The organism is Pseudomonas sp. LFM046 (genome assembly GCF_000949385.2).
Lineage (GTDB): Bacteria > Pseudomonadota > Gammaproteobacteria > Pseudomonadales > Pseudomonadaceae > Metapseudomonas.
The window spans coordinates 5,009,520-5,032,583 of the sequence record NZ_JYKO02000001.1 but is presented as its reverse complement, the minus strand read 5'-3'; the positions used below and the strand labels follow the sequence as shown (position 1 = coordinate 5,032,583).

Annotated in this window: 22 protein-coding genes and 1 other RNA gene; 17 read left to right on the top strand and 6 right to left on the bottom strand. The window is 63.8% G+C overall.

Annotated elements, in window-relative coordinates; all coding sequences use genetic code 11:
* Positions 1–52 precede the first annotated feature (52 nt).
* From TQ98_RS23230 to TQ98_RS23175, 12 genes are all read left to right on the top strand, one after another.
* Positions 53–1,051 (top strand): AraC family transcriptional regulator, encoded by a 999-nt coding sequence (locus TQ98_RS23230; protein ID WP_044874024.1) that lies wholly within the window; start codon positions 53–55, stop codon positions 1,049–1,051.
* 238 nt (positions 1,052–1,289) lie between these two features.
* Positions 1,290–2,624: a Rieske 2Fe-2S domain-containing protein gene (locus TQ98_RS23225; protein ID WP_044874025.1), complete on the top strand. Its 1,335-nt coding sequence runs from the start codon at positions 1,290–1,292 to the stop codon at positions 2,622–2,624.
* 57 nt (positions 2,625–2,681) lie between these two features.
* The gene (locus TQ98_RS23220; RefSeq protein WP_044874026.1) at positions 2,682–3,545 is read left to right on the top strand and encodes an alpha/beta hydrolase; all 864 of its coding nucleotides are present in this window, start codon (positions 2,682–2,684) and stop codon (positions 3,543–3,545) included.
* Positions 3,542–4,948, top strand: coding sequence for an amidase (locus tag TQ98_RS23215; RefSeq protein WP_044874027.1), 1,407 nt, complete (start codon positions 3,542–3,544; stop codon positions 4,946–4,948). Before TQ98_RS23220 ends, TQ98_RS23215 begins: the two co-directional genes overlap by 4 nt.
* A gap of 329 nt (positions 4,949–5,277) precedes the next feature.
* Complete coding sequence (locus TQ98_RS23210; protein WP_044874028.1) at positions 5,278–6,306, top strand: FAD-binding oxidoreductase; 1,029 nt, start codon at positions 5,278–5,280, stop codon at positions 6,304–6,306.
* A gap of 10 nt (positions 6,307–6,316) precedes the next feature.
* The gene (locus TQ98_RS23205) at positions 6,317–7,639 is read left to right on the top strand and encodes an acetylornithine deacetylase (RefSeq protein WP_044874029.1); all 1,323 of its coding nucleotides are present in this window, start codon (positions 6,317–6,319) and stop codon (positions 7,637–7,639) included.
* 14 nt (positions 7,640–7,653) lie between these two features.
* A complete protein-coding gene (locus TQ98_RS23200) occupies positions 7,654–8,391 on the top strand; it encodes an aspartate/glutamate racemase family protein (protein WP_044874030.1) in 738 nt (245 codons plus the stop codon).
* 16 nt (positions 8,392–8,407) lie between these two features.
* On the top strand, positions 8,408–9,856 hold the full coding sequence (gene iaaH, locus TQ98_RS23195) for an indoleacetamide hydrolase (protein ID WP_044874031.1): 1,449 nt from the start codon (positions 8,408–8,410) through the stop codon (positions 9,854–9,856).
* Between the two features lie 17 nt (positions 9,857–9,873).
* Positions 9,874–10,632: a glucose 1-dehydrogenase gene (locus tag TQ98_RS23190; protein ID WP_103103065.1), complete on the top strand. Its 759-nt coding sequence runs from the start codon at positions 9,874–9,876 to the stop codon at positions 10,630–10,632.
* A gap of 35 nt (positions 10,633–10,667) precedes the next feature.
* On the top strand, positions 10,668–11,627 hold the full coding sequence (locus TQ98_RS23185) for a VOC family protein (RefSeq protein WP_103103064.1): 960 nt from the start codon (positions 10,668–10,670) through the stop codon (positions 11,625–11,627).
* The gene (locus TQ98_RS23180; RefSeq protein WP_044874034.1) at positions 11,624–12,466 is read left to right on the top strand and encodes an alpha/beta hydrolase; all 843 of its coding nucleotides are present in this window, start codon (positions 11,624–11,626) and stop codon (positions 12,464–12,466) included. Before TQ98_RS23185 ends, TQ98_RS23180 begins: the two co-directional genes overlap by 4 nt.
* The gene (locus TQ98_RS23175; protein ID WP_044874035.1) at positions 12,463–12,900 is read left to right on the top strand and encodes a lipocalin-like domain-containing protein; all 438 of its coding nucleotides are present in this window, start codon (positions 12,463–12,465) and stop codon (positions 12,898–12,900) included. The genes TQ98_RS23180 and TQ98_RS23175 overlap by 4 nt, the downstream gene beginning before the upstream one ends.
* Before the next feature lie 324 nt (positions 12,901–13,224).
* Here the strand turns inward: TQ98_RS23175 and TQ98_RS23170 are convergent, their stop codons facing one another.
* The 3 genes from TQ98_RS23170 to TQ98_RS23155 form a co-directional block, all read right to left on the bottom strand.
* On the bottom strand, positions 13,225–13,830 hold the full coding sequence (locus tag TQ98_RS23170) for a hypothetical protein (protein WP_044874036.1): 606 nt from the start codon (positions 13,828–13,830) through the stop codon (positions 13,225–13,227).
* A 647-nt stretch (positions 13,831–14,477) separates the two neighbouring features.
* Positions 14,478–14,714: a helix-turn-helix transcriptional regulator gene (locus TQ98_RS23160; protein ID WP_044874037.1), complete on the bottom strand. Its 237-nt coding sequence runs from the start codon at positions 14,712–14,714 to the stop codon at positions 14,478–14,480.
* A 300-nt stretch (positions 14,715–15,014) separates the two neighbouring features.
* Entirely contained in the window at positions 15,015–15,287 is a 273-nt protein-coding gene (locus TQ98_RS23155; protein WP_044874038.1) for a helix-turn-helix transcriptional regulator, read from the bottom strand.
* A gap of 120 nt (positions 15,288–15,407) precedes the next feature.
* Between TQ98_RS23155 and TQ98_RS23150 the strand changes: the two genes are divergently transcribed.
* The 4 genes from TQ98_RS23150 (at position 15,408) to TQ98_RS23135 (ending at position 18,716) form a co-directional block, all read left to right on the top strand.
* Entirely contained in the window at positions 15,408–15,662 is a 255-nt protein-coding gene (locus tag TQ98_RS23150; RefSeq protein WP_044874039.1) for a hypothetical protein, read from the top strand.
* Between the two features lie 73 nt (positions 15,663–15,735).
* Positions 15,736–16,035, top strand: a complete 300-nt coding sequence (locus TQ98_RS23145) for a hypothetical protein (RefSeq protein WP_044874040.1) — start codon at positions 15,736–15,738, stop codon at positions 16,033–16,035.
* Between the two features lie 433 nt (positions 16,036–16,468).
* A complete protein-coding gene (locus TQ98_RS23140; protein ID WP_082073276.1) occupies positions 16,469–18,055 on the top strand; it encodes a DUF2235 domain-containing protein in 1,587 nt (528 codons plus the stop codon).
* A 4-nt stretch (positions 18,056–18,059) separates the two neighbouring features.
* Positions 18,060–18,716, top strand: coding sequence for a DUF2931 family protein (locus tag TQ98_RS23135; protein WP_044874041.1), 657 nt, complete (start codon positions 18,060–18,062; stop codon positions 18,714–18,716).
* Positions 18,717–18,882: 166 nt separating this feature from the next.
* On the opposite strand, the gene ssrA is transcribed toward TQ98_RS23135, so the two are convergent.
* Positions 18,883–19,257, bottom strand: a transfer-messenger RNA (tmRNA) gene (gene ssrA / locus TQ98_RS23130).
* 141 nt (positions 19,258–19,398) lie between these two features.
* On the opposite strand from ssrA, the gene TQ98_RS23125 reads away from it, so the two are divergent.
* A complete protein-coding gene (locus TQ98_RS23125; protein WP_103103062.1) occupies positions 19,399–22,317 on the top strand; it encodes an ATP-binding protein in 2,919 nt (972 codons plus the stop codon).
* 37 nt (positions 22,318–22,354) lie between these two features.
* Here TQ98_RS23125 and TQ98_RS23120 read toward each other — a convergent pair whose 3' ends face one another.
* Both TQ98_RS23120 and TQ98_RS23115 read right to left on the bottom strand, forming a co-directional pair.
* A complete protein-coding gene (locus TQ98_RS23120; protein ID WP_044874044.1) occupies positions 22,355–22,600 on the bottom strand; it encodes a hypothetical protein in 246 nt (81 codons plus the stop codon).
* 135 nt (positions 22,601–22,735) lie between these two features.
* On the bottom strand, positions 22,736–23,014 hold the full coding sequence (locus tag TQ98_RS23115) for a hypothetical protein (protein WP_044874045.1): 279 nt from the start codon (positions 23,012–23,014) through the stop codon (positions 22,736–22,738).
* Positions 23,015–23,064: the final 50 nt, after the last annotated feature.

Genomic DNA, 23,064 nt, shown 5'->3' with positions numbered 1-23,064 from the left:
GATCGTGAGATAGCCCGGTCGGGTTGCCTAGCCCGGCCGCTGAGGTAGACCCATGGAACAGCTGACTTTTCGTCCGGTTACTCCACCGGAAGCGGTGCTTGCACGCTACGAAATTTGCCATACCCGCGACCTGGAAGAAGCCCGCCAGATCGGTGAGAAGATCTTCTGCGCGAACCGTCTCTGCAGTGTCGATGGCCGTGGCTCGGTCGATGCCCGCGTGTACTACCGGCGCTTCGGCGGCATCGGCATCGGCCGCATGAGCTATGGCGGCGCCGTCACCATCACGCCGGGCGTGCTCGATACCTTTGCGCTGATTCAGATGCCCATCTATGGCGAGGAGCGGATCGAGCAGGGGCAGAAAAGCGTTCTGAGCAATTCGCGCATGGGCACGGTGATCAACGCCCATACGCCGATCCTGATCAATCATGCGCCGAACACGGAGAAGCTGATCATCCGTGTCGATCGCAGCCTGATCGAGCGGCATTGCCAGCAATTGCTCGGTCGTACCCTGCGCAGCAACATCGAGTTCGAGTCGAGCCTGCCGCTGGATACCGAGGCCGGAGCGCGCTGGCTGCGCATGGTCAGCTGGGTGTACGACAGCCTGTCGGTGGACGATGAACTGTCGCCCTTGCTGACGGCGCAGATGGAGGCCGGTCTGGTCAATCTGCTGCTGACCAATCACCCCCACAATTATTCGAGCGAGCTGAGTTCCGACGGCCGTTCGCTGGCGCCCTCGTTCGTCAAGCGCGTGGAGCGCTACATCGAGGAGCACGCCCACGAGCCGATCTCCATCGTCGACATGGCCGAGCACGCGGGCGTCAGCAGCCGCTCCCTGTTCACGGGCTTTCGTCGCTACCGCAACACCTCGCCGATGCTGTACCTGAAGGAAGTTCGCCTGCGCCACGTCAACGAGGAACTGCAGCGCCTGAGCCCCGGCAGCGACACGGTAACGGCGGTCGCCTTCCGCTGGGGCTTCAGCCACCTCGGGCATTTCACCACCGACTACAAGCGCCGCTTCGGCGAGAGCCCGTCGGAGACGCTCGCACGTTGATTGCCGCGCTGTGGTCATGAGTCACCGGCTCTGCCTTTGACGATCGAATTGCCCGACTAGCAGGATGAAGTTCGTAGGATGGGCTGAGCGCGCCAATGCCCCTATGGTTCGTGCATCTTTCTGCGCTTGCGGGATAAGCCACACAGTCTAGGGAGCGTCAGTCTCGAACAGCCTTTTTAGGATGACTGCAACAGCGCCGCATAGGGCGGCGCCATGCAGTCAGCCAGAGGGATCAACAATGTCCGAGCAGCCCACCATCCGCCGGCGTGTGGTTAAAACCGGTATCAGCGATGCCCGCACCAACAACGCCAAGACCCAGAGCCAGTACCAGCCTTACAAGGATGCCGCCTGGGGCTTCATCAACCACTGGTATCCGGCGCTGTTCACCCACGAGTTGGGCGAGGACCAGGTCGAAGGCCTGCAGATCTGCGGTGTGCCGATCGTGCTGCGTCGGGTCAACGGCAAGGTCTTCGCGCTGAAGGACCAGTGCCTGCACCGTGGCGTGCGCCTGTCCGAAAAGCCGATGTGCTTCAACAAGAGCACCATCTCCTGCTGGTACCACGGCTTCACCTTCGATCTGCAGAGCGGCGAGCTGGTGACCATCATCGCCAACCCGGACGACAAGCTGGTGGGCACCACCGGTATCACCACCTACCCGGTGCATGAGGTCAACGGCATGATCTTCGTCTTCGTGCGTGAAGACGACTTCCCCGACGAGGACGTGCCGCCGCTGTCCCACGACCTGCCGTTCCGTTTCCCGGAAAACAGTGATCGCTTCCCGCACCCGCTGTGGCCGTCCTCGCCGAGCGTGCTGGACGACAACGCGCAGGTTCGCGGCATGCACCGTACCGGTTATGGCAACTGGCGGATCGCCTGCGAGAACGGCTTCGACAACGCCCACATCCTGGTGCACAAGGACAACGCCATCGTCCATGCGATGGACTGGGTGTTGCCGCTGGGCATCCTGCCGACCGCCGACGACTGCATCAGCGTGATCGAGGACGAGAACGGGCCGAAGGGCCTGATGCAGTGGCTGTTCACCGACAAGTGGAAGCCGATCCTGGAGAACGAGACCCTGGGTCTGAAGGTCGACGGCCTGAAGGGTCGCTTCTACCGCACGTCGGTGGTCCTGCCGGGCGTGCTGATGGTGGAAAACTGGCCGGAAGAGCACGTCGTGCAGTACGAGTGGTACGTGCCGATCACCGACGACACCCACGAGTACTGGGAAATCCTGGTGCGTGTGTGCCCGACCGAAGAAGACCGCACGAAATTCGACTACCGCTACAAGTACATGTACGAGCCGCTGTGCCTGCACGGCTTCAACGACTGCGACCTGTACGCCCGCGAAGCCATGCAGAACTTCTACTCCGACGGCACCGGCTGGGACAACGAGCAGCTGGTGGCCACCGACGTGTCGCCGATCACCTGGCGCAAGATGGCCTCGCGCTGGAACCGCGGCATCGCCAAGCCGGGACGCGGCGTGGCCGGTGCGCGCAAGGACACCAGCCTGATCTTCAAGGACACCGCCGACGGTCATCGTCCGGGCTACAGGGTCCGCAAGATCGAAGAGTGATTCCCACCCAGCCAGCGCTCCTCATGGAGCGCTGGCTTTCCGCTTTCTGGAGCCTGTATGTCGTCTATCTCTCCCGGCCCGAGCCGGTTCGTCTCGGTCGATGGCGTGCGCCTGCACTATCAGCTCCTGGGGCAGGATGACGGGCATCTGCCGGTCATCTTCACCCACGGTGGCGGCCCGGGCAGTACCGCCTGGAGCAACTTCCGCCTGAGCGCGGCAGCCTTCGCCGCCAATCGGCAATGCTATTTCCTCGATTTCGCCCAGTTCGGCGGCTCCGACAGGGTGCCGGTGGACGGGCCGCTGTTCACCTGGCATGCGCGCAAGCTGCTGGGTTTCATGGATGCGCTGGGCATCGCCCGTGCCCATCTGATCAACCAGTCCTTTGGGGGCGGGGTGGCGCTGCGTCTGGCGGCGGAGCATCCGCAGCGGGTCGGCCGGTTGATCGCGATCGGCTCGCAGCCGGTCGATCAGGGGGCATTGGCGCCGCTGCCGCTGTTCAGCAAGCACGCCGCCAACCTGATGAGCGATTACTACCTGGCGGGCGACGGCCCCAGCCTGGAAAAGATGCGGGTGCTGCTGCAGCGCTACGAGCTGCACGACGACAGCCGGCTGGAGGACGAGACCCTGCGCCTGCGCTTCGAGGCCAGCAACAACCCGGACTTCATCCGCTTGCTGCGTACTCCGGGAGCCCTGGGCGAGTGGGAGAACCTGCTGCCGCTGCTGCACCAGGTGCAGGCGCCAACCCTGCTGTGCTGGGGACTGCACGACTGGTTCGGCAGCGTCGACGTGCCGATGCTGATGCTCAACCGCCTGCGCGACGGCCATCTGCACGTCTTCGGCAACGCCGCGCACCACCTGCAGAGCGAATGCCCGGACGAATTCAATCGTCTGGCCCTGGGATTTATCGGAGTCGATCAATGAGCCTGCCCAGCGATCTTCACTACCTGGAAATGCATGAACTGTCGCTGCTGATCCGCAGTCGCAAGCTCTCCCCGGTCGAGGTGACCGAGGCCCAGCTGGCGCGGATCGAAGCGCTGGATGGCACGCTGCGCAGCTATGCCCGCGTCACACCTGAACTGGCCCTGGCGCAGGCCCGCGAGGCCGAGCAGGCGTTGGCCAAGGGTGTCTGCCACAGCCCTCTGCATGGCATCCCCTTGGCCCTCAAGGATCTGTTCGACACCGCCGGGGTGGTCACCGCCGCCGGCATGCCGCTGCACGCCGACCGTGTACCGCAGCAGGACGCCACGGTGGTGGCCCGCCTGCGCGAAGCCGGGACGGTGATGCTCGGCAAGCTGCAGATGACCGAGGGCGCCTTCGCCATCAACCATCCGAGCATCGCACCGCCGGTCAATCCCTGGGGTGCCGATCACTGGACCGGCGCTTCGTCCAGCGGCTGCGGCGTGGCCACGGCGGCGGGGCTGTGCTACGCCTCGCTGGGCAGCGACACCGGCGGCTCGATCCGCTTTCCCTGTGCGGCCAACGGTCTGACCGGGCTCAAGCCGACCTGGGGCCGGGTCAGTCGCTTCGGCGCCTTCGAGATGGCCGCCAGCCTGGATCATGTCGGGCCGATCACCCGCAGTGCCCGCGACACGCTGTTCCTGTTGTCGACCATCGCCGGTCACGACCCGCTCGACCCCACCTCGCAGCCGAGCGTCTGCCTGGAGGTGCCGGGGATCGATGACAGCTTCCGTGGCCTGCGCGTTGGCATCGACGAACGCTGGCTCAGCGACGGGGTCGACCCGGTGATCCAGCGCGCGCTGCAACAGATCATGCGGATGGTCCACGAGGGCGGCGGCCAGTTGCGCAGCGTACGGATGCCGGACACCCGCGAGGTGAGCGGCAACTGGGAGGCGCACTGCGGCGTGCAGACCGCCGTGGCGCACGCGGGCACCTATCCGCAGCGTGCCGCTGAGTACGGCCCGGCGCTGAGTCGCCTGATCGACGGCGGCCGTGCCCTGAGCGGCATGGACTACCAGCGCATCCTGCTCGCGGCACAGCGCTTCACCGGTGAAGTGGATGCCCTGTTGCATGAGCTGGACGTGGTGCTGGCGCCGGTGCAGCCCTATGCCGCGCCGACCCATGAGCAACTGGCCAACCTGGCGCTGGACCCGGAGGCCAACCGCCGGCTGATCCAGTTCACCGCACCGTTCAACGTCAGTGGCCATCCCAGCCTCAGCCTGCCGCTCGGGTTGACCGAGGCCGGCCTGCCGATCGGCGGCCAGTTCATTGCCCGCAAGGGCGGCGAGGCGGTGCTGTGCCGTGCCGGCATGGCCGTGCAGAAGCTCAGCGACTGGCATCGCCTGCGTCCGCCGGCGTTCGCCTGAGCGCGAGCGCCTTGAACGGCTGCTGAGGCGCCTTGCCACGCGTGGCCCCGGACATGGTTTTGGCCATTTCCGGGGCTACCGCATTTTCCCCTGTGTCTGCACTGCGCTGCCCGCCATGCGCGGGCGCCGCGCCGCGTCTTGCGCAAGCTGCCGCGTTGCCTCTCGCAACTAATTGCGCTCCCGGGATAGTCGCGTAACCCAAGGGAGCGCGATGGCTGGCTCGCCCTTCCTAACATCGGGGCAAGGCCAGGCCCTGCCGCAGCGCTCACACAGGCGCTGCGGCCTGTCCGGGCGCACCCCGCAAGGTTTCTGTTTCGGTGGATCCAGCCATGAATGAACAACTGCACCAAATCACCCTGAACTTCTCCGATGGCGTCAGCCGTACCTTTGGTGTCGCCCCGGGCGGCAATATCCTGGATGCCGCGCTCGCCTCCGAGATGCCGGTGCTCTACCAGTGCCGTTCCGGTGGCTGCTCCAGCTGCATTTGCAGTCTGGCCGAAGGCGAGGCGGTCACCCAGCCTGGCGCCAGCACCTCACTGCTGGGCAGTGAGTACGAGGCGGGGCAGCGCCTGTTGTGCGTATCCCAGGCCAATACCGACTGCACCTTCAACCTCGGTTACGGCAGTGAAGTGGGGGCCGGCGCCGCCCATGAGGTGCACGCCTTCGTCGATTCGGTCGAGCGCATCGCCAGCAATGTCATGCGCGTGACCCTGGAGTTGGCTGATGGCGAGTGGATGGAATTTCTCCCCGGCCAGTTCATGCAGATCGTGGTGCCGGGCCTGGGCGTGCTGCGCAGCTATTCGCCGTCGAGCACCCAGGCGATCCTGCCGAAGATGGAGTTCCTTATCCGCCTGCTGCCGGGCGGTGCCATGTCCGGCTTCCTGGAAAACCAGGTCGAGGTGGACCAGGTGCTGACCCTGAGTGGGCCCTATGGCGCCTTTTTCCTGCGCGAGGAACACAAGCGCGCGCCCCACATCTTCGTGGCCGGCGGCACCGGCCTGGCACCGATCCTGTCGATGATCGACACCCTGCGCCAGAGCGGTGGGCGCAAACCGCCGATGCTGCTCAGCTTCGGCTGCGCGGTGCCGGAGGCGCTGTTCTCCCTGGACGACATCGAGTTGCGCAAGCAGTGGCTGCCGACCCTGGAGGCGCGCATCTGCGTCGACCGCGAAGCCACCGAGGGGCTGCATCTGGGCAGCCCGGTCAGCGCGTTGCGTGAAGGCGACGTCACCAGCCCGGACACCGTGGCCTACCTGTGCGGCCCGCAACCGATGATCGACGCGGCGACCCAGCGCCTGATCGAGCTGGGTGTGCGGGCGGAGAACATCTTCGCCGAACAGTTCGTCGCCAGCCATTGAGGAGCCGCCCATGAAACCCACGACTTCGCTACCGTTCAGCCCTGAGCAGAGCCAGTGGTACGAGCAGGCACGCGCCCGCCTCAATCCACAGCGCCTGCAAACGCTATTGTTCGAACTGACCAACATCCATAGCCCCACCGGCGCCGCCCGCGAGGCCAGCGAGTTCATGACCCGCCACCTGCAGGGCATCGGCATGCAGGCGCGCTACTACCCGATGAACGAGATCACCGGCAATGCGCTGGGCGAGTTCAAGGGCAGCGGCGGCGGTGCCAGCGTGCTGCTGTACGCGCCGATCGACACCCACCTCGACCGCACGCCGGGCGAGGAAGTCCTCACCGGCGACGGCCAGGAGGCTGACCTGCAGCCCTTCGCGCAGCAGGTCGACGACTGGGTGTTCGGCCTGGGATCGTCCAACCCCAAGGGCATGATCGCCACCCTCACCGAAGTGGCCACCGCGCTGATCGAATCCGGCGCGCCGCTCAAGGGCGACCTGCTGCTGGGCGTGGCCGACGGCGGCATGCCGGTGGACATCGGGGCGCGCAACGCCGGCATGTCCAACGGCGTGATCCACATGCTCAACCGCGGCATGTACCCGGACTTTGCGATCATCATGAAGCCGTGGAACTGGGTCTATCACGAGGAGCCGGGCATGGCCTGGTTCAAGCTCAAGGTCAAGGGCACCCTGGGCTATGCCGGCGTGCCGCATGACATTCCGGGCTTCCGCAGCTCGGTGGTGCCGGCGGCCACGGTGATCCAGGAACTGCAGCAGTGGATCCTCGACTACACCGCGCGCAACACCAGTGGCGTGATCCAGCCCCATGGCTGGATCGCCGGCGTGCGTGGCGGCCAGGTCGAGCGCCCGGCCTTCCCCAGCGCGGTGACCGAGATCTTCTTTGACGTGCGGGTCAATCCGCGGGTCAGCCCGGCCAGCGTCAAGGCGCAGTTCGCCGAGTTCGTCGCCGACCTCGAGGCGCGCTTCCCCGAGCTGGACCTGGAGTGGGAACAGTACGGCTCCGTGCCGGGCGGCAGCACCGACCCGGAGAACTGGATCATCCAGTCGTGCAAGCGCGGCTGGGAATTCATCGAACAGCGCCCCCACGGCACCCCCGACATGCTCGCCGGGCAGACCGACGGCGCCGCGCTGCGCCGTTACGGCGTGCCGACCGCGCGCATCGGTTGGCCGTGGCCGGCGACCGGCGCGCCGCTGCCGGTGGCCGAGGGGCTGGGCGGCATGGGGGCGACCTATATCCCCGACCTGATGCCCTGCGCCGAGAAGATCCTCTACGCCCTGATCGACACCTTGAGCCGCCCGCGTAGCGAGCTGGGCCTGTGAGCGGAGACGCTGCCATGAGCAAACGCATCAAGATGATCTTTCCGGTGCCCATGAGTGAGGCCACCCGCCCGTTGGTGGAGTCGCAGCTGCCCGCCGCGCTGCTGCGGCCGGACATCGAGGTCAGCTTCGTCGGTGCCGGCCAGGTGATGACCCTGGCCGACAGTTACTACGACATGGCGCTGATGGAGCTGGCGGTAATCGAGGCCGGCATCAAGGCCGAGGAGGAGGGCTTCGACGCGGTCTGCATCAACACCGTCAGCGATTCGGGCCTGGCCGCGCTGCGTTCGCGCCTGTCGATCCCGGTGCTGGCGCCCGGCATCGCCGCATTCCACACCGCCTGCATGCTCGGCCACCGGTTCAGCATCCTGACCATGTGGCCGCGCTGGTACCCGCTGTACCGCAAGACGCTCAAGGAGTACGGCCTGGAGTCGCGGCTGGCCTCGATCCGCTCGATCGACGTGCGCCCGGACACCGAAGCCCTGCTGCAAGGCAAGGAGGAGGTGGTCTTCGCCAAGCTGCTGGAGGCTGCCCGGCGCGCCATAGACGAGGACGGTGCCGACGTCATCGTGCTCGGCTCCACCACCATGCACCAGTCCCACGCCTACCTGGCTGCCAACCTGCCGGTGCCCGTGCTCAATCCCGGAGTCATTGCCTACAAGCAATGCGAGCTGCTCCTGGATCTGGGCCTGGCCCACAGCAAGACAGCCTTCCCCGGCCCGGAAACGATCAAGGACACGGCGTTCAGTCACTGAGCCCAGGAGTGCTGCCATGAACATGTTTGCTTCTTTCTCCAGTCAGGTACTCAGTGACCTGACGATCGCCGAAGCCCAGGCGGCGTTTCGTGACGGTGTGCTGACCAGCGAGGAGCTGGTGCAGGCCTGCCTGGAGCGCATTGACGAGGGGCGCGCGCTGAACATCTTCGTCACCGTCGACGCCGAGGGCGCCCTGGCCGCAGCACGCGCCGCCGATGCCGCGCGTGCGCGTGGCGAGCCGCAAAAGGCGCTTTCCGGCATTCCGGTGGTGATCAAGGACAACATCCACAGCGCCGGCCTGCCGTGCACCGCCGGTTCGCCCGCCTTCGCAGGCTTCCTGCCGAGCGAAGACGCGCCCACGGTCCACAAGCTGCGCGAAGCCGGGGCGATCATCCTCGGCAAGACCAACATGCACGAGTTGGCCTTTGGCGCCACCGGCTACAACGGCGCCTACAACACCGGCCCGGACGTGGGCGTGCGCAACCCCTACGACAGCACACGCATCGCTGGCGGCTCCTCCTCTGGCAGCGCCGCGGCGCTGGGCGCGCGCATGGCCCTGGCGGCCTTGGGTACCGATACCGGCGGCTCGCTGCGTATTCCGCCGGCGCTCAACGGTTGCGCCTCGTTACGCCCGAGCCAGGGGCGTTACAGCGACCGTGGGGTGATCCCGATTGCCCGCAGCCGCGACACCGTCGGCCCGATGGGCTTGTGCATGGCGGATGTGGCGCTGCTCGATGGCCTGGTGACCGACGACCACGCCCTGCCGCCGGTGCAGCTGCAGCAGCTGCGCCTTGGCGTGCCCGCCGAGTGCTGGGCCAGCCTCGATGAGGATGTGCGCGAGCGTGCGGAGGCGGCGCTGGAAACCCTCGAGCGGCATGGCGTGACGCTGGTGCCGATCGCGGACGCCGGCTTGCTCACGCTCAACGAGCCGGTGGGGTTCCCGGTGGTCATCTTTGAGGCCTACGACTGCATGGTCGAGTACCTGCGTGAATACGGCCACGCCATGACCATCGAGGATGTTGCACGGAAGCTGCACAGCCCCGATGTGCGCGCCATCTACGAACACTGGGTGCTGCCGCGCAAGATGCCGGCCGGCGACGCCCTGGTGGACGTCAGACCGATCTACGAGGCGGCCCGTGACGCTGGCCGTGAGGTCCTGCGCGAGCGTTATCAGGACCTGTTCGAAATCCATGCCCTCGACGCGCTGATCTTCCCGACCACCTGCGTGGTCGCGCCGGTGGCCTGCGCGGACGTCAACCTGCCGAGCAACTTCGAGGCGCTGATCCAGAACACCGAACCAGGTGCCAGCGCAGGGCTGCCGGGCATCCAGCTGCCCATCGGCCTGGGCAGCCGCAGCGGCCTGCCGGTGGGCATCGAGCTGGATGGCCCGGCTTTCTCCGACCGCCGTTTGCTGGCCATCGGCCTGGTTCTGGAAAGCCTGTTCGGTCGTATCGGCCCCGCCTGAGTCAAGGAGAAGCGAGCATGAGCATGCAAACGAATTGGTGTGACAAAGTCATCCTGGTCACCGGCGGGGCCAGCGGCATGGGCCGCGACGTGGTGCTGAGCCTGGCGCGCGAAGGCGCGCGGGTGGTGATCGGCAATCGCAATGCCGAGGCCGGCCAGGCGCTGCTCGAACAGGTACTCGGCGAGGGAGGCCAGGCGCTGTTTCGCGCCACCGATGTCTCCCGTGCCGGGGATTGCGCTGCGCTGGTGGACCTGGCCATGCAGCGGTATGGACGCCTGGATGGCGCCTTCAACAATGCCGGCCTGCAGCGCGACTTCAACCCGATTCACGCCACGCCCGACGAGGACCTGAGCGAGGTCATCGACATCAACCTCAAGGGCATCCTGTACATGATGAAGTACGAGGCGGCCGCGATGCTGCAGAGCGGCGGCGGGGCCATCGTCAACAACGCCTCGATCTTCGGTCTCAAGGCCATGCCGGACACCGCGTACTACGTGGCGTCCAAGCACGGCATCGTCGGTGCCACCCGCGCGGTGGCGCTCGATTACGCGCGGCAGGGCATTCGCGTCAACGCCATCTGCCCCGGCCCGATCAAGACGCCGAGCTACGACCGCGTCACCGGTGGCGACGACCACATGTACGACGCCGGCGTGCCGATGCACCGCATCGGCCAGGCGCAGGAAGTCACCCGCGCCGTGCTTTGGCTGCTGTCTGAACAGGCCTCGTACGTCACCGGCACCACGCTGTCGGTCGACGGCGGCATGTCGGCGCAGTGATGCCTGCCCCGGATTGCCTACAGGAGAACCCGCAAATGGTTAACGCATTGAGTTATGTGGTGGTCGAAACGCCGCATCTGCAGGCCTGGATCGACCAGGCCCGCGACCACGTCGGCCTGCAGGTCGAGGTGGTCGAGCCGCAGGTGTGCGTGCGCCTGCGCGCCGACGAGAAGATCCAGCGCTTGTTGGTGACGGCGGTGAGCGGCGAGGCGAGCATGGGCATGGGCTTTGAAGTGAGCAACGCCGAGGAACACACGCGCCTGCGCCAGGTGCTGGAGGCCGCCGGCTACGCCGCCACCGACGGCAGCGCCGAGGAAATTGCCCGGCGCGGCGTGGCGGGCATGTACCACTTCCGCGACCCGGACGGTGTGCGCATCGAGGTCTGCCATGGCCTGGGCGATGCGGCCAGCCCGTTCGTACCGGGCCGTCCGCTGGGTGGCTTCCGCACCGGCGACCTGGGGCTGGGGCACGTCGCTCTGATCACCGAACACTTCGATGAACTGAGCCACCTGTACCGCAACCTCTTTGGTTTCAAGGTCAGCGATCACACCCAGGCGCCGTTCCGGGTCGAGTTCCTGCACTGCAACCCGCGCCACCACACCATCGGCCTGGCCCACACCGGCGGGCCGGCGAAGATCTACCACCTGATGCTCGAATACAACGACTTCGACGACGTCGGCCGTGCCTACGACATGGCCCTGGAAAAGCCTGAGAGCATCGGCGTCACCCTGGGGCGGCACATCAACGACCACGTCACCTCCTTCTACCTGAAGAACCCCGACGGCTGGATGTTCGAGCTGGGCTGGGCGGCCCGCACCATCGGCCCGGAGTGGCAGGTCGAGGAGCTGCAGGGCATGAGCCTGTGGGGCCACGACCGTACCTGGCTGCCCGATCACAAGCGCGAAGAAGCGCGGCAAATTCTCAAACGACTGGCGGCTGAGGGTGTGCGCGCACCGGTCGTCATCCCTTCACACACCGCCAAGGCCAGACCATGACCACTTCCCCGGAAATCGCCAACAGCCTCCAGGTCGGCGACTGCACGCTCAACTATCACGACCAGGGTGAGGGCGACGTCATCCTGCTGATTCACGGTTCCGGTCCCGGCGTCACCGCCTGGGCCAACTGGCGTGGGGTGATCCCCCAGCTCGCCAGGCATGCGCGGGTCATCGCGCCGGACATGCTGGGCTTTGGCTATACGCAATGCCCGCCGGGGCGTCGTCTCGACCCGGATGCCTGGGTCGGCCAACTCATCGGCTTGCTGGATGCGCTGGATATTCCGCAGGTGTCGGTGGTCGGCAACTCCTTCGGCGGCGCGATTGCGCTGGCATTGGCCCACCGCCACCCCGAACGGGTACGGCAACTCGTCCTGATGGGCGCCGTCGGCCTGTCCTTCCCGATTACCGAAGGCCTGAACAAGGTCTGGGGCTACCAGCCCTCGATCGCAGCCATGCGTGAACTGATGGGCGTCTTCGCCTACGACCAGGGGTTGATCAACGACGATCTGGTACGCATGCGCTACGAGGCGAGCATTCGCGACGACGTCCAGAGCCGCTTCGAACAGCTCTTCCCCGAGCCACGCCAGCAGGGTGTGGAGATGCTGGCGCTGCCGGAAGAGGCACTGCGGGGCCTGCGCCAGGACACGCTGATCATCCACGGCCGTGACGACAAGGTCATCCCGCTGGAGGTTTCCGAGCGGATGCTGCGGCTGATTCCCCACGCCCAGATGCATGTGTTCGGTGAGTGCGGCCACTGGGTGCAGATCGAGCGCGCCCAGGCATTCACCGGGCTGCTGATGGACTTCTTCAACCTTGAACAGCAGGAGACGCGGGCATGAACCGTGAAAGCATTGTGGGACGCTGGCAGATCCTTTCCTGGGAGCAGGCCTATGACGATGGCCGCCTGGTCCATCCCATGGGAACCGAACTGGAGGGGTTCATCGAGTACGGTGACCACGGCATGTTCTGCCTGATCGCCAGAAAGGACCGTGAACCCCTGGAAGGCGGCCAGTGGTCCGCCAGCGACGCCGAAAAGGCGAAGGCCTACGACAGCTACCTGACCTACGCCGGCGGCTACGACATCGAAGACGGCGTGATCCGCCACCACGTGCGGCACAGCCTGTTCCCGAACTGGGAAGGCGGCACCCAGAAGCGTGTGGCCCTCTTCAATGGCGACACCCTGGAACTGACGGCACGCCTGGAGGAGGGGACAGCGGAGGCGCGCACCGCACGGCTGCGCTGGAAACGAGCCGTGATCGGCGGCGGGGCCTGAGACGCTGCGCCTGGTCAGAGGGCGGGGTTGTCGATCAGTGGTTCTCGATGGTGCCGGGTGAGGGGCGATTTAGCGGCCCTCATGAAAAAGCCCCTGAAGATTTATCGATCTTCAGGGGCTTTTGGTTTGGTGGGGCCGGGTCGGTTGACCGTGATTATTAACCTATTGATCTTGCGATGTTTTTTTTGGTTTCTAAATTTACGCGGGATACACGGTCATCCTTGCTGGAGGGGGCTTGAGCTGTCCCTGAGATGTCAGCGTCGTAAATGACTACCGTGCGGTGTCGCAACAGTCGTGCTGGGGTAGCCCCCTGGCAGGGGCCTTTTACACGCCGGGAGTTGGGTCCAGAACAAGCGTTGCGCCGTAGAGCCCTGTACCGAAACTAAATAGCGCCTCCTTCGGCTCCGGCCGGGCATCGTGGATTTGCTTAAACACCTCTCTGACGTCTTCTCGAGCCTGCTGCGCAAAGCGGTCTGACTGGATTAGGACCTCCCAATCAGCAAGAAGGTCTTCACCCATCGCGTGGTGATAGTTCTCGACTGACTTTTCGATTGGCTTGGCTTTGAGCTGGCGCGATTTCCCATGAGCCATCGTATTCCTAAAGTCCAAAAGCTTAGTGATTGTCTGCAGCGGACGTGTGCCTTGGCCATTTGGAAAGGACACCTTCAGCCGCTCACAAATAAGCTCAAATTTTGACCATGGAGGCAGTCGGTCAAGATGGTGCCACTGCGTGAACAAGGTCGGACCGACGTGATTTAGGTAGGCCTCAAACGTAAACGCGGTAAGCAGCGCACTGGATAGAAACTGCCACGTAGAGCCTTCGGGGTTCTTCAGTCCATTTTCAAGAACACAGTCTGATGCGTGCCAAAGCTCCGCGTATGTATGGAGTTCGCGCTCCTTCGTGATAACTACATGAGGTAGCTTGGGCATAGGGCTTCATTCCGAATTGGCAGTGGACGAAGGGGGGAAATGGGAAAGATTTTATTTTTCTGCTCTAGGTTTAGCTGCGCGCACGGTGAATTGTGGCTCGTGGGATGAAATTAGAGTAACGAAAATAAATCTGTCCCCTTTTCGTATTGTGAAGCGGCTTCGGCTTGAATGAATTGTTAGGCCTCATTAGCCGGCGCAGTAGATCGCAGAGTCGGGTAGCTCGCCTTCCCGCCAGTAGCGACTGATCTTTTGAGCGGCTCGGACATATGTGCCTCCCTTGTCATCCCCAGGCATTGGTTCAATGAGTTCTGTGCTGCCGCTACCTTTGTCTATCCTGAAGGAGCCAAAGACAGGGCCAAGATCTTCAAGACGCCTGTTACCAATGCGGCGGTATCTGTTGGCAATGAACCGATAGGTGCATGATGAATCGGTCTCGGATTCTTTCCGGATGCCAATGTAATGCCCATCGAGGTATTCGTCTGACTGCATCTGAACAATCCGGGAGAAATGGGGACAGATTTATTTTCCTACTCTAGGTTTGGCAGCGCATACGGTGATCGTGAGGCGCAGGATGAAAATTAGATCGGAAAAAATAGAACTGTCCCCTTTTTGTTAGTTCATGCAGGAGCGCCAGCCTCATCAAGCCGCTAGTGAGCATCGCTTTCTAGAAGAGATGCCGGTTTGACGCTCAAGGCCAGCGCGATCCGTTCGATGTTGTAAATCGTCACGTTCTTTTCTCCTCGCTCCAGCATGCCGACATAGGTGCGATGCACGCCTGCGCGTTCGGCTAGCTCCTCTTGCGAGAAACCGAGTTCAAGACGCTTGCGCCTCACATTGGCGGCGAAGACGGCTACGAGTTGGCATTGATCTGGCTGGATAGGCATCCGGCCAATCTGGTTCGTTGCATACTATCGTTCTACATACTATGGTTAGCGCTGTCTCGTGTCATGCCGGCTCTCGCTGGTGCTGCGAGCAAGGAGGGTGGCGCCGGATCAAGGATGCCTCGCGCCGAAAACCAGGAATTTCGCAAGGAGCAACGTGTGCGTTTCTGCAATCGCCGTTCAATCAGCTTTGGCGCATTTCTGGGCCGTTCTCTTTCTGCTCGAGCGCGAAGGCGGCACTGTGCTCAGGCTTGCCAAGGTCGAATTATTGCTTTGGCAAGCCCGCTTCAGCGGTAGGTACGTTCAATTGAGAACTGGCATCTCGCCCTGAACGGATTTTCCAAGTAGTGGCTGGACCTCCCGCAAGAGCTCAAAGGGATCAGCCCCCAGGCTCTGGACGACCAGGAGGTACTCGATGACATCGAGCCTTCGTTCGCCCCGCTCATATTTCGATACGTAGGACTGGGGCCGCAGCAGCCTTTTGGAGAGCTGTTGCTGCGTCACTCCGGATTTCTTGCGTGCGTCGATGAGCAGCTCAAGCAGCCGTTGGTAAGGCGGGGAGTTAATCGTTTTCATGAGATCACCGGAATGAAGGCCGGTGGTCTCAATAAACCTAATTTAGGTTTATCCCAAAATAGGATATTCTGAGGTTGAGCTTTCACCCGACGACTTCGGGTCTCTCAAGGAGGAGCCAATATGAATAGAGCAGTCACCCTCACACACGACCAGCGCCGCCTGAAGGAGCTGGCCGACCGCCTGGAGGCGAGGCTGCACACGACCCAGGTGATCGCCGAGATCATTCTTGAGAACGCGACGCTGCGAGAGTGCGTTCCCGGTCCTTATTTCGATGGCTATCGGGAAGGGGCCTTGATGGACGCGGTGGTTCACTTGTCGCGCAGCAATTTTGACGATTTCTGTCGCCTTGCCGAGTTGGCGGTCTTGCCGGAGTAATGCAGGTGTCAGCGCGCCGAAACGGACTTCATCCGGGCACAAAAAGCCGTGCCCACTGCGGAGGACTATTGCCATGTCTAGCCAGCGCATAGCCGTGGATGCTGCCACGGCACTTTCCTGCCTCGGACAGACCGTACTCATGGAGCTGGTGTGGGACGAGGACCCTGAGTCTCTTTGGGGCTGCTTCCATATCGTGGGGGTGGTGATGCCTGTGGAGGGCATCTACGACCATGGGCACTTCCTGGTCCTGAGCGCCGTCAGTCCCGAGCCTTTTCCCACCGAAGTGTTCTGGTCGAACATTCGCAGCATGACCACGCTCCAGCAGCGCCCGCTGGAAGGTATCGATCTGGCCTCGCTTCGCTCGGTGGCCTGATGCGGTCAGGGCTTGGGACCGCTGATCTCATCGGTTGAGCCGTGGGGGATTCGATAGTCTTCGACACCCTAGAGGCCAACGAAAAAGCCCGCTTCTTCTGACGCGTCCGACGGCGAGCCGGGCGCCGAAAGCAAACCAGACCTTTCCGATAGGGTGTTCAGCCTGCATTACGCCGACAGGACGGCACGCCTGTGAAAGCCTCATTCCTCATCCACTTAGCTTGTGAAGGAGGAACAGAGTGATAGTGATAGAGAGGCTGATCAGGAGGTCCGATCTCGACTCGGTCGACAAAAAATACGTGGAGAGCCCTTTCTTTGCCGTCGAGGAGGTTCGCGAAGCCTTGTTCGACGATTACGACGAGTGGCCATGTGGGCTGGAAGAGCTTGTACACGAATGTGGCGCAAGCGAACTGGACTGCACGGATGAAGACACAATGGAGCGGATTCTCGAAGAGATCGACAGCGGTGAATGGCTAGTGGTCACCCGTGAGCCGTTCGTCCCTCTGAGTAGGGCTCGGGATGCGTTTCTCGACGGTGACTACTTCCTGTCCGATCCCCCGCCGACAGTGCTCGAACAGCGACAGCCAGAACCAGCACCCCTGGTGAAACAGCGCATCGCCTTGCGCATTGGCGTGTTCTTCGACGGCACCTACAACAATGCCGCCAACGCCGCCCAGGGCCAACTCTGCGGCGCCCAGCACGCCATCACCGAGGACGACCTGGACGCCAGCTGCAAGCCCTATATGCGTGATCCGGAGAGCAGTTACGGCAATGGCGTGACCAATATCAAGTTGCTCCACGACCTATATCCCGAAACCCAGAAGCTGCCGGCCGCAGCCAAACAGGGCCATCGACGCATCTACATCGAGGGCATCGGCACCCGAACGGGCGAGGAGGACAGCCTGTTTGGTGCCGGCACCGGGCGCGGCGCCACCGGGGTAGTCGGACGAGTAAAAAAGGCCTTCGATGAGATTAGGGCGAGCTGCTATCGATTCTCTGACGAAAACCCCGACTATGAAATTGAGTGGCTGACCCTCGATATCTTCGGCTTCAGCCGCGGCGCGGCGGCGGCCCGGCATTTCGCCAATGAGCTGGCCAAGGGCCGCAACGGTCCCCTGGGAATGCTGCTCCCCGATACCAGCGGCACCTTTAGCAAAGACCTGAGCGGTCGCTACAGGCAGGGGGTTCAGGTGGCCTTCATCGGCCTGTTCGATACCGTCGCTTCCACCGCCGGTCTGGCCAATCTGGGCAATGTACGCAGCGCCAGCACCCCGGGCCTGCAACTCTACCTGGCGCCCGACTACTTCCCGACGGTGGTACACCTGGTGGCACGCGACGAATACCGTGCCAACTTCGCCCTCAACAGCACCGCGCCCGAACACCGCGAACTCATCCTCCCCGGCGCCCATGCCGACCTCGGTGGCGGCTACCTGGCCGAAGCCGAGGAATGCCTGCTGGTCAGCCCTATGCAGGCGCTGGACGTCCCCTTGCACACCGACGTGCGCAGCACCTCCATCCACCGCGATGCCGAGCGAGCCAGGGATGCCTGGCTGGCCAAGGGCTGGCCGGTGGAGATGTTGACCATTGTCACCCCCGAGGCCCGGCGATTGCCGCCCGATCCCACGGACCGCCTGGCCCCACCGCGCAAGCGGGTCTATGCCGCCCTCCAGTTGAAACGCCCAGTGCGGGGCGAACTGTCGCGGGTCTACCTGCGGCTGATGCATCAATTAGCCCAGCAGCACGGGGTAAGGTTTGATCCTATCGACGAACATGCCCCGAACCTGATGCTCCCTGCAGAGCTCCGCCCTCTTTCCGGACGATTTATCGCAGGCGACTACAGCACCACGCCCGCCGAAGAACGGCTGCTGCAATTGCACTACATCCACTGCTCGGCCCACTGGAACCCGCCTTCGCGCCTGCAAGGTCAAACACCGCGCACCGGTATTGCCTTGACCTTTGTGAACGCCCCCGCCGCCGATGGCCAGCGCGTGCGCCATCCCCACTCCCAGACAGGAGCCTGATCTCATGCGGTATTTCCTTCTTCTGCTGGGCCTGCTGCTGGTCAGCGGCTGCAAGGCCATGGACCCGCTGTCGGGTGCCAACGACCCTCATGATCCCTGGTGGAGCCTGGGCTTCGTCCAACCCGCCTATATGAAGGTCTGGGTCGAGGACAGCGCAGTCGTCGATATTCGCGGCCGGTTGTTCCGAAATACCGGCGGCGGCACTGCCGCTGGCGATGAGCCGGAGGATGGCACCGAGGCTGCGCGCGGCTGGGGTGGCGGTGCCGGCCCCACCGGCGTCGCCGTGGTCGGTGCCGACCTGCCCCAGCGCATCTACGTGCGCTGGCAGTCCATCGTCGAGCCGCAAACCTACCGCGCCTGGGTGGAGATTCCGGAGGAAGCGCGACAGATCATGCGCGACTCCGTCGCCTGGCGCTGCCCGGAGAAACCCCACAGGGTGTCAAGTTACAAGGCCACGCTGTACCTGGGCCTGGCTCCCGGCGGCGCCATCCAGGTCTGGGTCTACAACCGCTGCTACCGGTCGGTCAAGGTGGCCCGCGCCCAGGCCGAGGTGGAGCCCCTGGGGCCACATTTAGGCAAATCGGGCGGTCACTATTATCCCCAGTCGGACGCTTCCAAACGCTATATCGAACGTTTCGGCATTCCCTATGGGAGCTGGTGATGCGTGCTCTGCTTACCCTCCTGGGCCTGCTGCTGGTCAGCGGCTGCCAGGCCATGGACCCGCTGTCCCTAGTCAGTTGAGTTGTGGGGTATCCGTCGACACTCTGGGCCCCAACGAAAAAGCCCCCGAATCTCGCTAAGAAATTCGGGGGCTTCGTCTTGGATTTTGGTGGAGCCGGGGGGATTTGAACCCCCGTCCGCCAGCTCTCCGCTTTCGGGACTACATGCTTAGCCAAGTCTACTGAGTTAGCTCTTTGCGGCCCGACTGGCAGGGTGCTCAGAGCGAGCTGTATAAGTTTTAGCCGTTACGTCTACAGCGAACTTGGCGGCGATCCTGTTCTATCTGACAGTCATTTTGGGTTTACAGGCATCCCCTTATGACTGCTGGCAGCCGAAGCCGCCAGAAGGGTTAGGCCGCGAGGGCCGCCCCGTAGTTGTCGTCGTTGGCAACTAATAGTTTGCAGCAGCTAATTTACGAGGTCTGCTACCAGCTCGGCATGCCCCTAGAGTTTTGTTACCGGCGTCGAATCCTAATCGGCCCCAAGAACTGCAGGGTGTACAACGGTGCGGATTCTACGGCAAAAAGGGCTTCAGCGTCGACCACGCTTTTGACCTAATGTCATGGGTGCTTGCTATATGATTGCAGGCTATTGTCAGGAAGACCTTTGAGCCGAGACGACGCCATGCTGCGTTCTGCCCGAACCCCCCTCCGTCAGTGGATCTGGCGTGCCTTCGTACAGAGTGCCCTGATCCCGCTGATTCTTGTCGAATCGGTGTTGATCACGGCTTATCTGTTGACCAATAGCGCGATCCGGGATGCGCAGGTGGATTACCTGCAGCAGAGCGCTTTGGAGGACCTGAGCAGCGCGGTCCTGCGCGAGGGCAAGGTGATCGATATGCGCCTGCAGGGCATCGAGGTGCCCACCCGGCTCTTCCGCGATGCGGTGGGGCGTGCGCTGCACGATCGCAATTTCCAGCCGGACGACGTGGAGCGGCAGCGCCATGTGCTGAGTTCCGACGGGGTCTACTACACCCGCAGCGACGATGGCCGCGCGGCGTCCTTCTATGCCAGCAGCACGCCGGTGGACAAGCAGGATCACGACAAGGCGCTGCGCCTGTCCCAGGTGGACCCGCTGATGCGCTCCATCCGCGAGTCCAATCCGCTGGTGGCGGCGGTCTACTTCAACAGCTGGGACAGCTACAACCGCATCTTCCCGTTCTTCATGACCCCCGAGCAGTATCCCCATGACATGGTGATACCCAACTACAACTTCTATTACCTCGCCGACGCCAAGCACAACCCGCAGCGCAAGACTGTCTGGACCGATGTCTACCTGGACCCGGCCGGCCTCGGCTGGATGATGTCGGCGATCACCCCGGTCTACCGGGGCGATTTCCTCGAAGGGGTGGTGGGGCTGGATATCACGGTGGGGCAGATGCTCGGTGAGATCGGCAGCCTCAAGGTGCCGTGGCAGGGTTACGCCATGCTGGTGAGCCGCGATCACAGCATCATGGCGTTGCCGGAGGCGGGCGAGCGTGACTTCGGCCTGCGTGAGCTGACCCGCTTCTCCTACGACGAAGCGGTGCGCCGCGAAGTGCTCAAGCCCGAGGACTTCAACCTGGCTCGCCATCGCGAGATGCAGCCACTGCTGGAGGCGATGGCCGCCGGCAAGGGCAATGTGCAGGAAGTGGAGCTGGGTGGCCGCAAGCAACTGGTGGCCTGGAGCGAAATCCCGCAGACCGGCTGGCGACTGATGATGGTGGTGGACGAGGCCAACATCTTCAAGGAAACCAACCGCCTCGCCGAGCGCTACCAGCAGATCGGCTACCTGCTGATCGCCGGCCTGGGCTTCTTCTATGCGCTGTTCTTCGCCTGGATGTGGTCGCGTTCGCGGCGGCTCAGCGGCGAACTGGCCACGCCCATGTCCCTCATCATGGGGATGATGAAACGCATCGGTCAGGGCGACTTCCGCCCGCCGGCGCCGAGCAGCCGCATTGCCGAACTGCAGGCCCTGGCCGAGGCGGTCCAGTTCAGCGGCGCGCAATTGCAGGCCAGCGAAGAAGAGCGCCTGGAGGCCCGGCGCAACCTCGACCTGGTCCTGGAAAGCACCACGGAAAGTCTCTGGGAAGTGGACGCCATCACCCTGTCGATCAAGATGAGCGGCCGCTTCGTGAAGCGCTTCGGGCTGCGCAGCGACAGCATCACCTTCTCCGAATTCAACGAGCGCGTGCACCCGGATGATGTGGAACGGGTGCGTCGCCTGCGGATGCTGTTCTCGGTGAGTGACCAGGACAACTTCGACGCCGAGTACCGCTTCGCCGATGTGGAGGGCCGCTACGCCTGGCTGCTCAGCCGCGGCAAGGTGCTGGAGCGCGACTCCGACGGCCGTGCCCTGCGGGTGGCGGGTACCCACGTGGACATCACCCGGTTGAAGCAGGTGGAAGAGGAACTGCGCGTCGCCAGCCGCGAGGCCCAGGCGGCCAGCCAGGCCAAGAGCCGGTTCCTGTCCAGCATGAGCCACGAGCTGCGCACGCCGCTCAATGCCATCAACGGTTTCGCCCAGCTGATCGCTCTGGAGGCCGAGGGGCAGGAAGACCGCAAGGTGGAGGGCGACTACGCCCAGGAAATCGTCAACGCCAGCCGCCACCTCACCTCGCTGGTGGATGACATCCTCGACCTGTCGAGCATCGAGAACCGCCGCCAGAAACTGCAGCTCAAGCCTGTGGATATCGGCCCGCTGCTGGCCAGTTGCGCGGAGCTGATTCAGCCTGAGTTGCAATCCCGCCACCTGCAGCTGCAGCAAATGCAGCCGCCAATGGCGCCGCTGCACGTGATGGCCGACGCCCGTCGCCTGCGTCAGGTGGTGCTGAACCTCTTGTCCAACGCTGTGAAGTACAACAGCCCGCAGGGCCTGGTGAGCATGGGCTACGAGGTGCGGCCGGCCGCGGTACGCATCTGGGTGGCCGACAGTGGTCCGGGCCTCAGCCAGGAGCAGCAGGCGATGTTGTTCCAACCCTTCCAGCGCCTGGGCCGGGAGAATTCCACCATCCCTGGCACCGGCATCGGCCTGGTGCTGTGCCGCGAGCTGGCGGAGTTGATGGGCGGCGAGATGGGCTTCAGCAGCGCGCCGGATATCGGCAGCCGCTTCTGGATCGATCTGCCCAGCGTCGCCGCGTCCGATGACTTCGAGCCGCCGGCACCGGCCACGCCTGAGGTGGAGGAGCCGACGACGTTGCCGACGGTGCTCTGCGTGGAGGACCACCCTGCCTGCTTCAAGGTGCTGCAGGAAGGCCTGCGGGACATGGCCGATGTGCGCGGCGCGGGGTCGGTGGGCAAGGCGCTGGGGATGCTGGCGGACATCACGCCGTCCTTGCTGCTGCTGGACCTGGACCTGCCTGACGGCGATGGCCTGGATGTGCTCGACTTCGTGCGTTCCAGCCCGCGTCTGACGATGACGCCTGTACTGGTCGTGAGCGCGGCAGTGGATGAGAAGGTCCTGGCCGAAGCGCGTCGGCGTGGCGCCGACGCCTGCCTGAGTAAACCGGTGGACCTGAAGCAGGTGCGCCGGATGGCGCTGTCGCTGCTCGGTCAGGAGGCGTGAGGTTCAGGGTCCGGTTCGCTGGACCCTGAACGGATTCCTATTCGCTGGCTTGCAGCAGATTCAGCGCTTCGGTCAGTACTTTTTCCGCCTCGGCATGATCGCCGGACTTGTGCAGCTCCTCGCCTTCGGCGCGGAGCTTTTTCACTTGCTCGAGTACAGAGGGGTCAGCAGGGGGATCGGTCTTGAGGATCTGATCGATCTTCGCCATGTCCGCAGGACAGTGGGAGGCGAGGAGTGGAGTGCTGAGCAGGGCGGCGGCAAGGAAAACGGCAAGACGGCGCATGTCGAAGCTCCTAATGGGGGTAACCGCTGAGCAGTATAGGAAAGCGCCGTGCATCTGCCGGGCGCTGTGCCATGGATAAAAGGGGCCGCGATGCGGCCCTTCGCGTTTCCAGTCGCTTCCGTAGCTGATGTCCCGTCAGCTCGATCCGCCAGCGCCATTACCGTTGCTGTCGGGCTGCTGCAGGCGTTGCAGCGCCAGGGTGCTGGCGTTGACGCAGGCTTCGGTGTCTCCCACCTGCTGGGCCTGCTCAGCCTTCGTGCGAAGGTCCGTCACTTGCTGGCGCAGGGGTTCGCCAATGGTCGGATAGCTGGCCATGGCGTCGTCGAGTTTCTGCAGATTGATCGCGCACAAGTCATCGGCGAATGCGGGCGAGGCCAGCAGGGCGGCGCTGAACAACAGGGCTGTGCGTTTCATGGGGAAACCTCCTCTCGATTGCTTCGGCACGGGGTGCCTATGTGGGCGAG

Bases quoted from the DNA above. Each gene is read 5' to 3' on its own strand.
- TQ98_RS23230 (WP_044874024.1), top strand. From the start codon at position 53: ATGGAACAGCTGACTTTTCGTCCGGTTACTCCACCGGAAGCGGTGCTT.
- TQ98_RS23225 (WP_044874025.1), top strand. From the start codon at position 1,290: ATGTCCGAGCAGCCCACCATCCGCCGGCGTGTGGTTAAAACCGGTATC.
- TQ98_RS23220 (WP_044874026.1), top strand. From the start codon at position 2,682: ATGTCGTCTATCTCTCCCGGCCCGAGCCGGTTCGTCTCGGTCGATGGC.
- TQ98_RS23215 (WP_044874027.1), top strand. From the start codon at position 3,542: ATGAGCCTGCCCAGCGATCTTCACTACCTGGAAATGCATGAACTGTCG.
- TQ98_RS23210 (WP_044874028.1), top strand. From the start codon at position 5,278: ATGAATGAACAACTGCACCAAATCACCCTGAACTTCTCCGATGGCGTC.
- TQ98_RS23205 (WP_044874029.1), top strand. From the start codon at position 6,317: ATGAAACCCACGACTTCGCTACCGTTCAGCCCTGAGCAGAGCCAGTGG.
- TQ98_RS23200 (WP_044874030.1), top strand. From the start codon at position 7,654: ATGAGCAAACGCATCAAGATGATCTTTCCGGTGCCCATGAGTGAGGCC.
- iaaH (WP_044874031.1), top strand. From the start codon at position 8,408: ATGAACATGTTTGCTTCTTTCTCCAGTCAGGTACTCAGTGACCTGACG.
- TQ98_RS23190 (WP_103103065.1), top strand. From the start codon at position 9,874: ATGAGCATGCAAACGAATTGGTGTGACAAAGTCATCCTGGTCACCGGC.
- TQ98_RS23185 (WP_103103064.1), top strand. From the start codon at position 10,668: ATGGTTAACGCATTGAGTTATGTGGTGGTCGAAACGCCGCATCTGCAG.
- TQ98_RS23180 (WP_044874034.1), top strand. From the start codon at position 11,624: ATGACCACTTCCCCGGAAATCGCCAACAGCCTCCAGGTCGGCGACTGC.
- TQ98_RS23175 (WP_044874035.1), top strand. From the start codon at position 12,463: ATGAACCGTGAAAGCATTGTGGGACGCTGGCAGATCCTTTCCTGGGAG.
- TQ98_RS23170 (WP_044874036.1), bottom strand. From the start codon at position 13,830: ATGCCCAAGCTACCTCATGTAGTTATCACGAAGGAGCGCGAACTCCAT.
- TQ98_RS23160 (WP_044874037.1), bottom strand. From the start codon at position 14,714: ATGCCTATCCAGCCAGATCAATGCCAACTCGTAGCCGTCTTCGCCGCC.
- TQ98_RS23155 (WP_044874038.1), bottom strand. From the start codon at position 15,287: ATGAAAACGATTAACTCCCCGCCTTACCAACGGCTGCTTGAGCTGCTC.
- TQ98_RS23150 (WP_044874039.1), top strand. From the start codon at position 15,408: ATGAATAGAGCAGTCACCCTCACACACGACCAGCGCCGCCTGAAGGAG.
- TQ98_RS23145 (WP_044874040.1), top strand. From the start codon at position 15,736: ATGTCTAGCCAGCGCATAGCCGTGGATGCTGCCACGGCACTTTCCTGC.
- TQ98_RS23140 (WP_082073276.1), top strand. From the start codon at position 16,469: ATGGAGCGGATTCTCGAAGAGATCGACAGCGGTGAATGGCTAGTGGTC.
- TQ98_RS23135 (WP_044874041.1), top strand. From the start codon at position 18,060: ATGCGGTATTTCCTTCTTCTGCTGGGCCTGCTGCTGGTCAGCGGCTGC.
- TQ98_RS23125 (WP_103103062.1), top strand. From the start codon at position 19,399: ATGCTGCGTTCTGCCCGAACCCCCCTCCGTCAGTGGATCTGGCGTGCC.
- TQ98_RS23120 (WP_044874044.1), bottom strand. From the start codon at position 22,600: ATGCGCCGTCTTGCCGTTTTCCTTGCCGCCGCCCTGCTCAGCACTCCA.
- TQ98_RS23115 (WP_044874045.1), bottom strand. From the start codon at position 23,014: ATGAAACGCACAGCCCTGTTGTTCAGCGCCGCCCTGCTGGCCTCGCCC.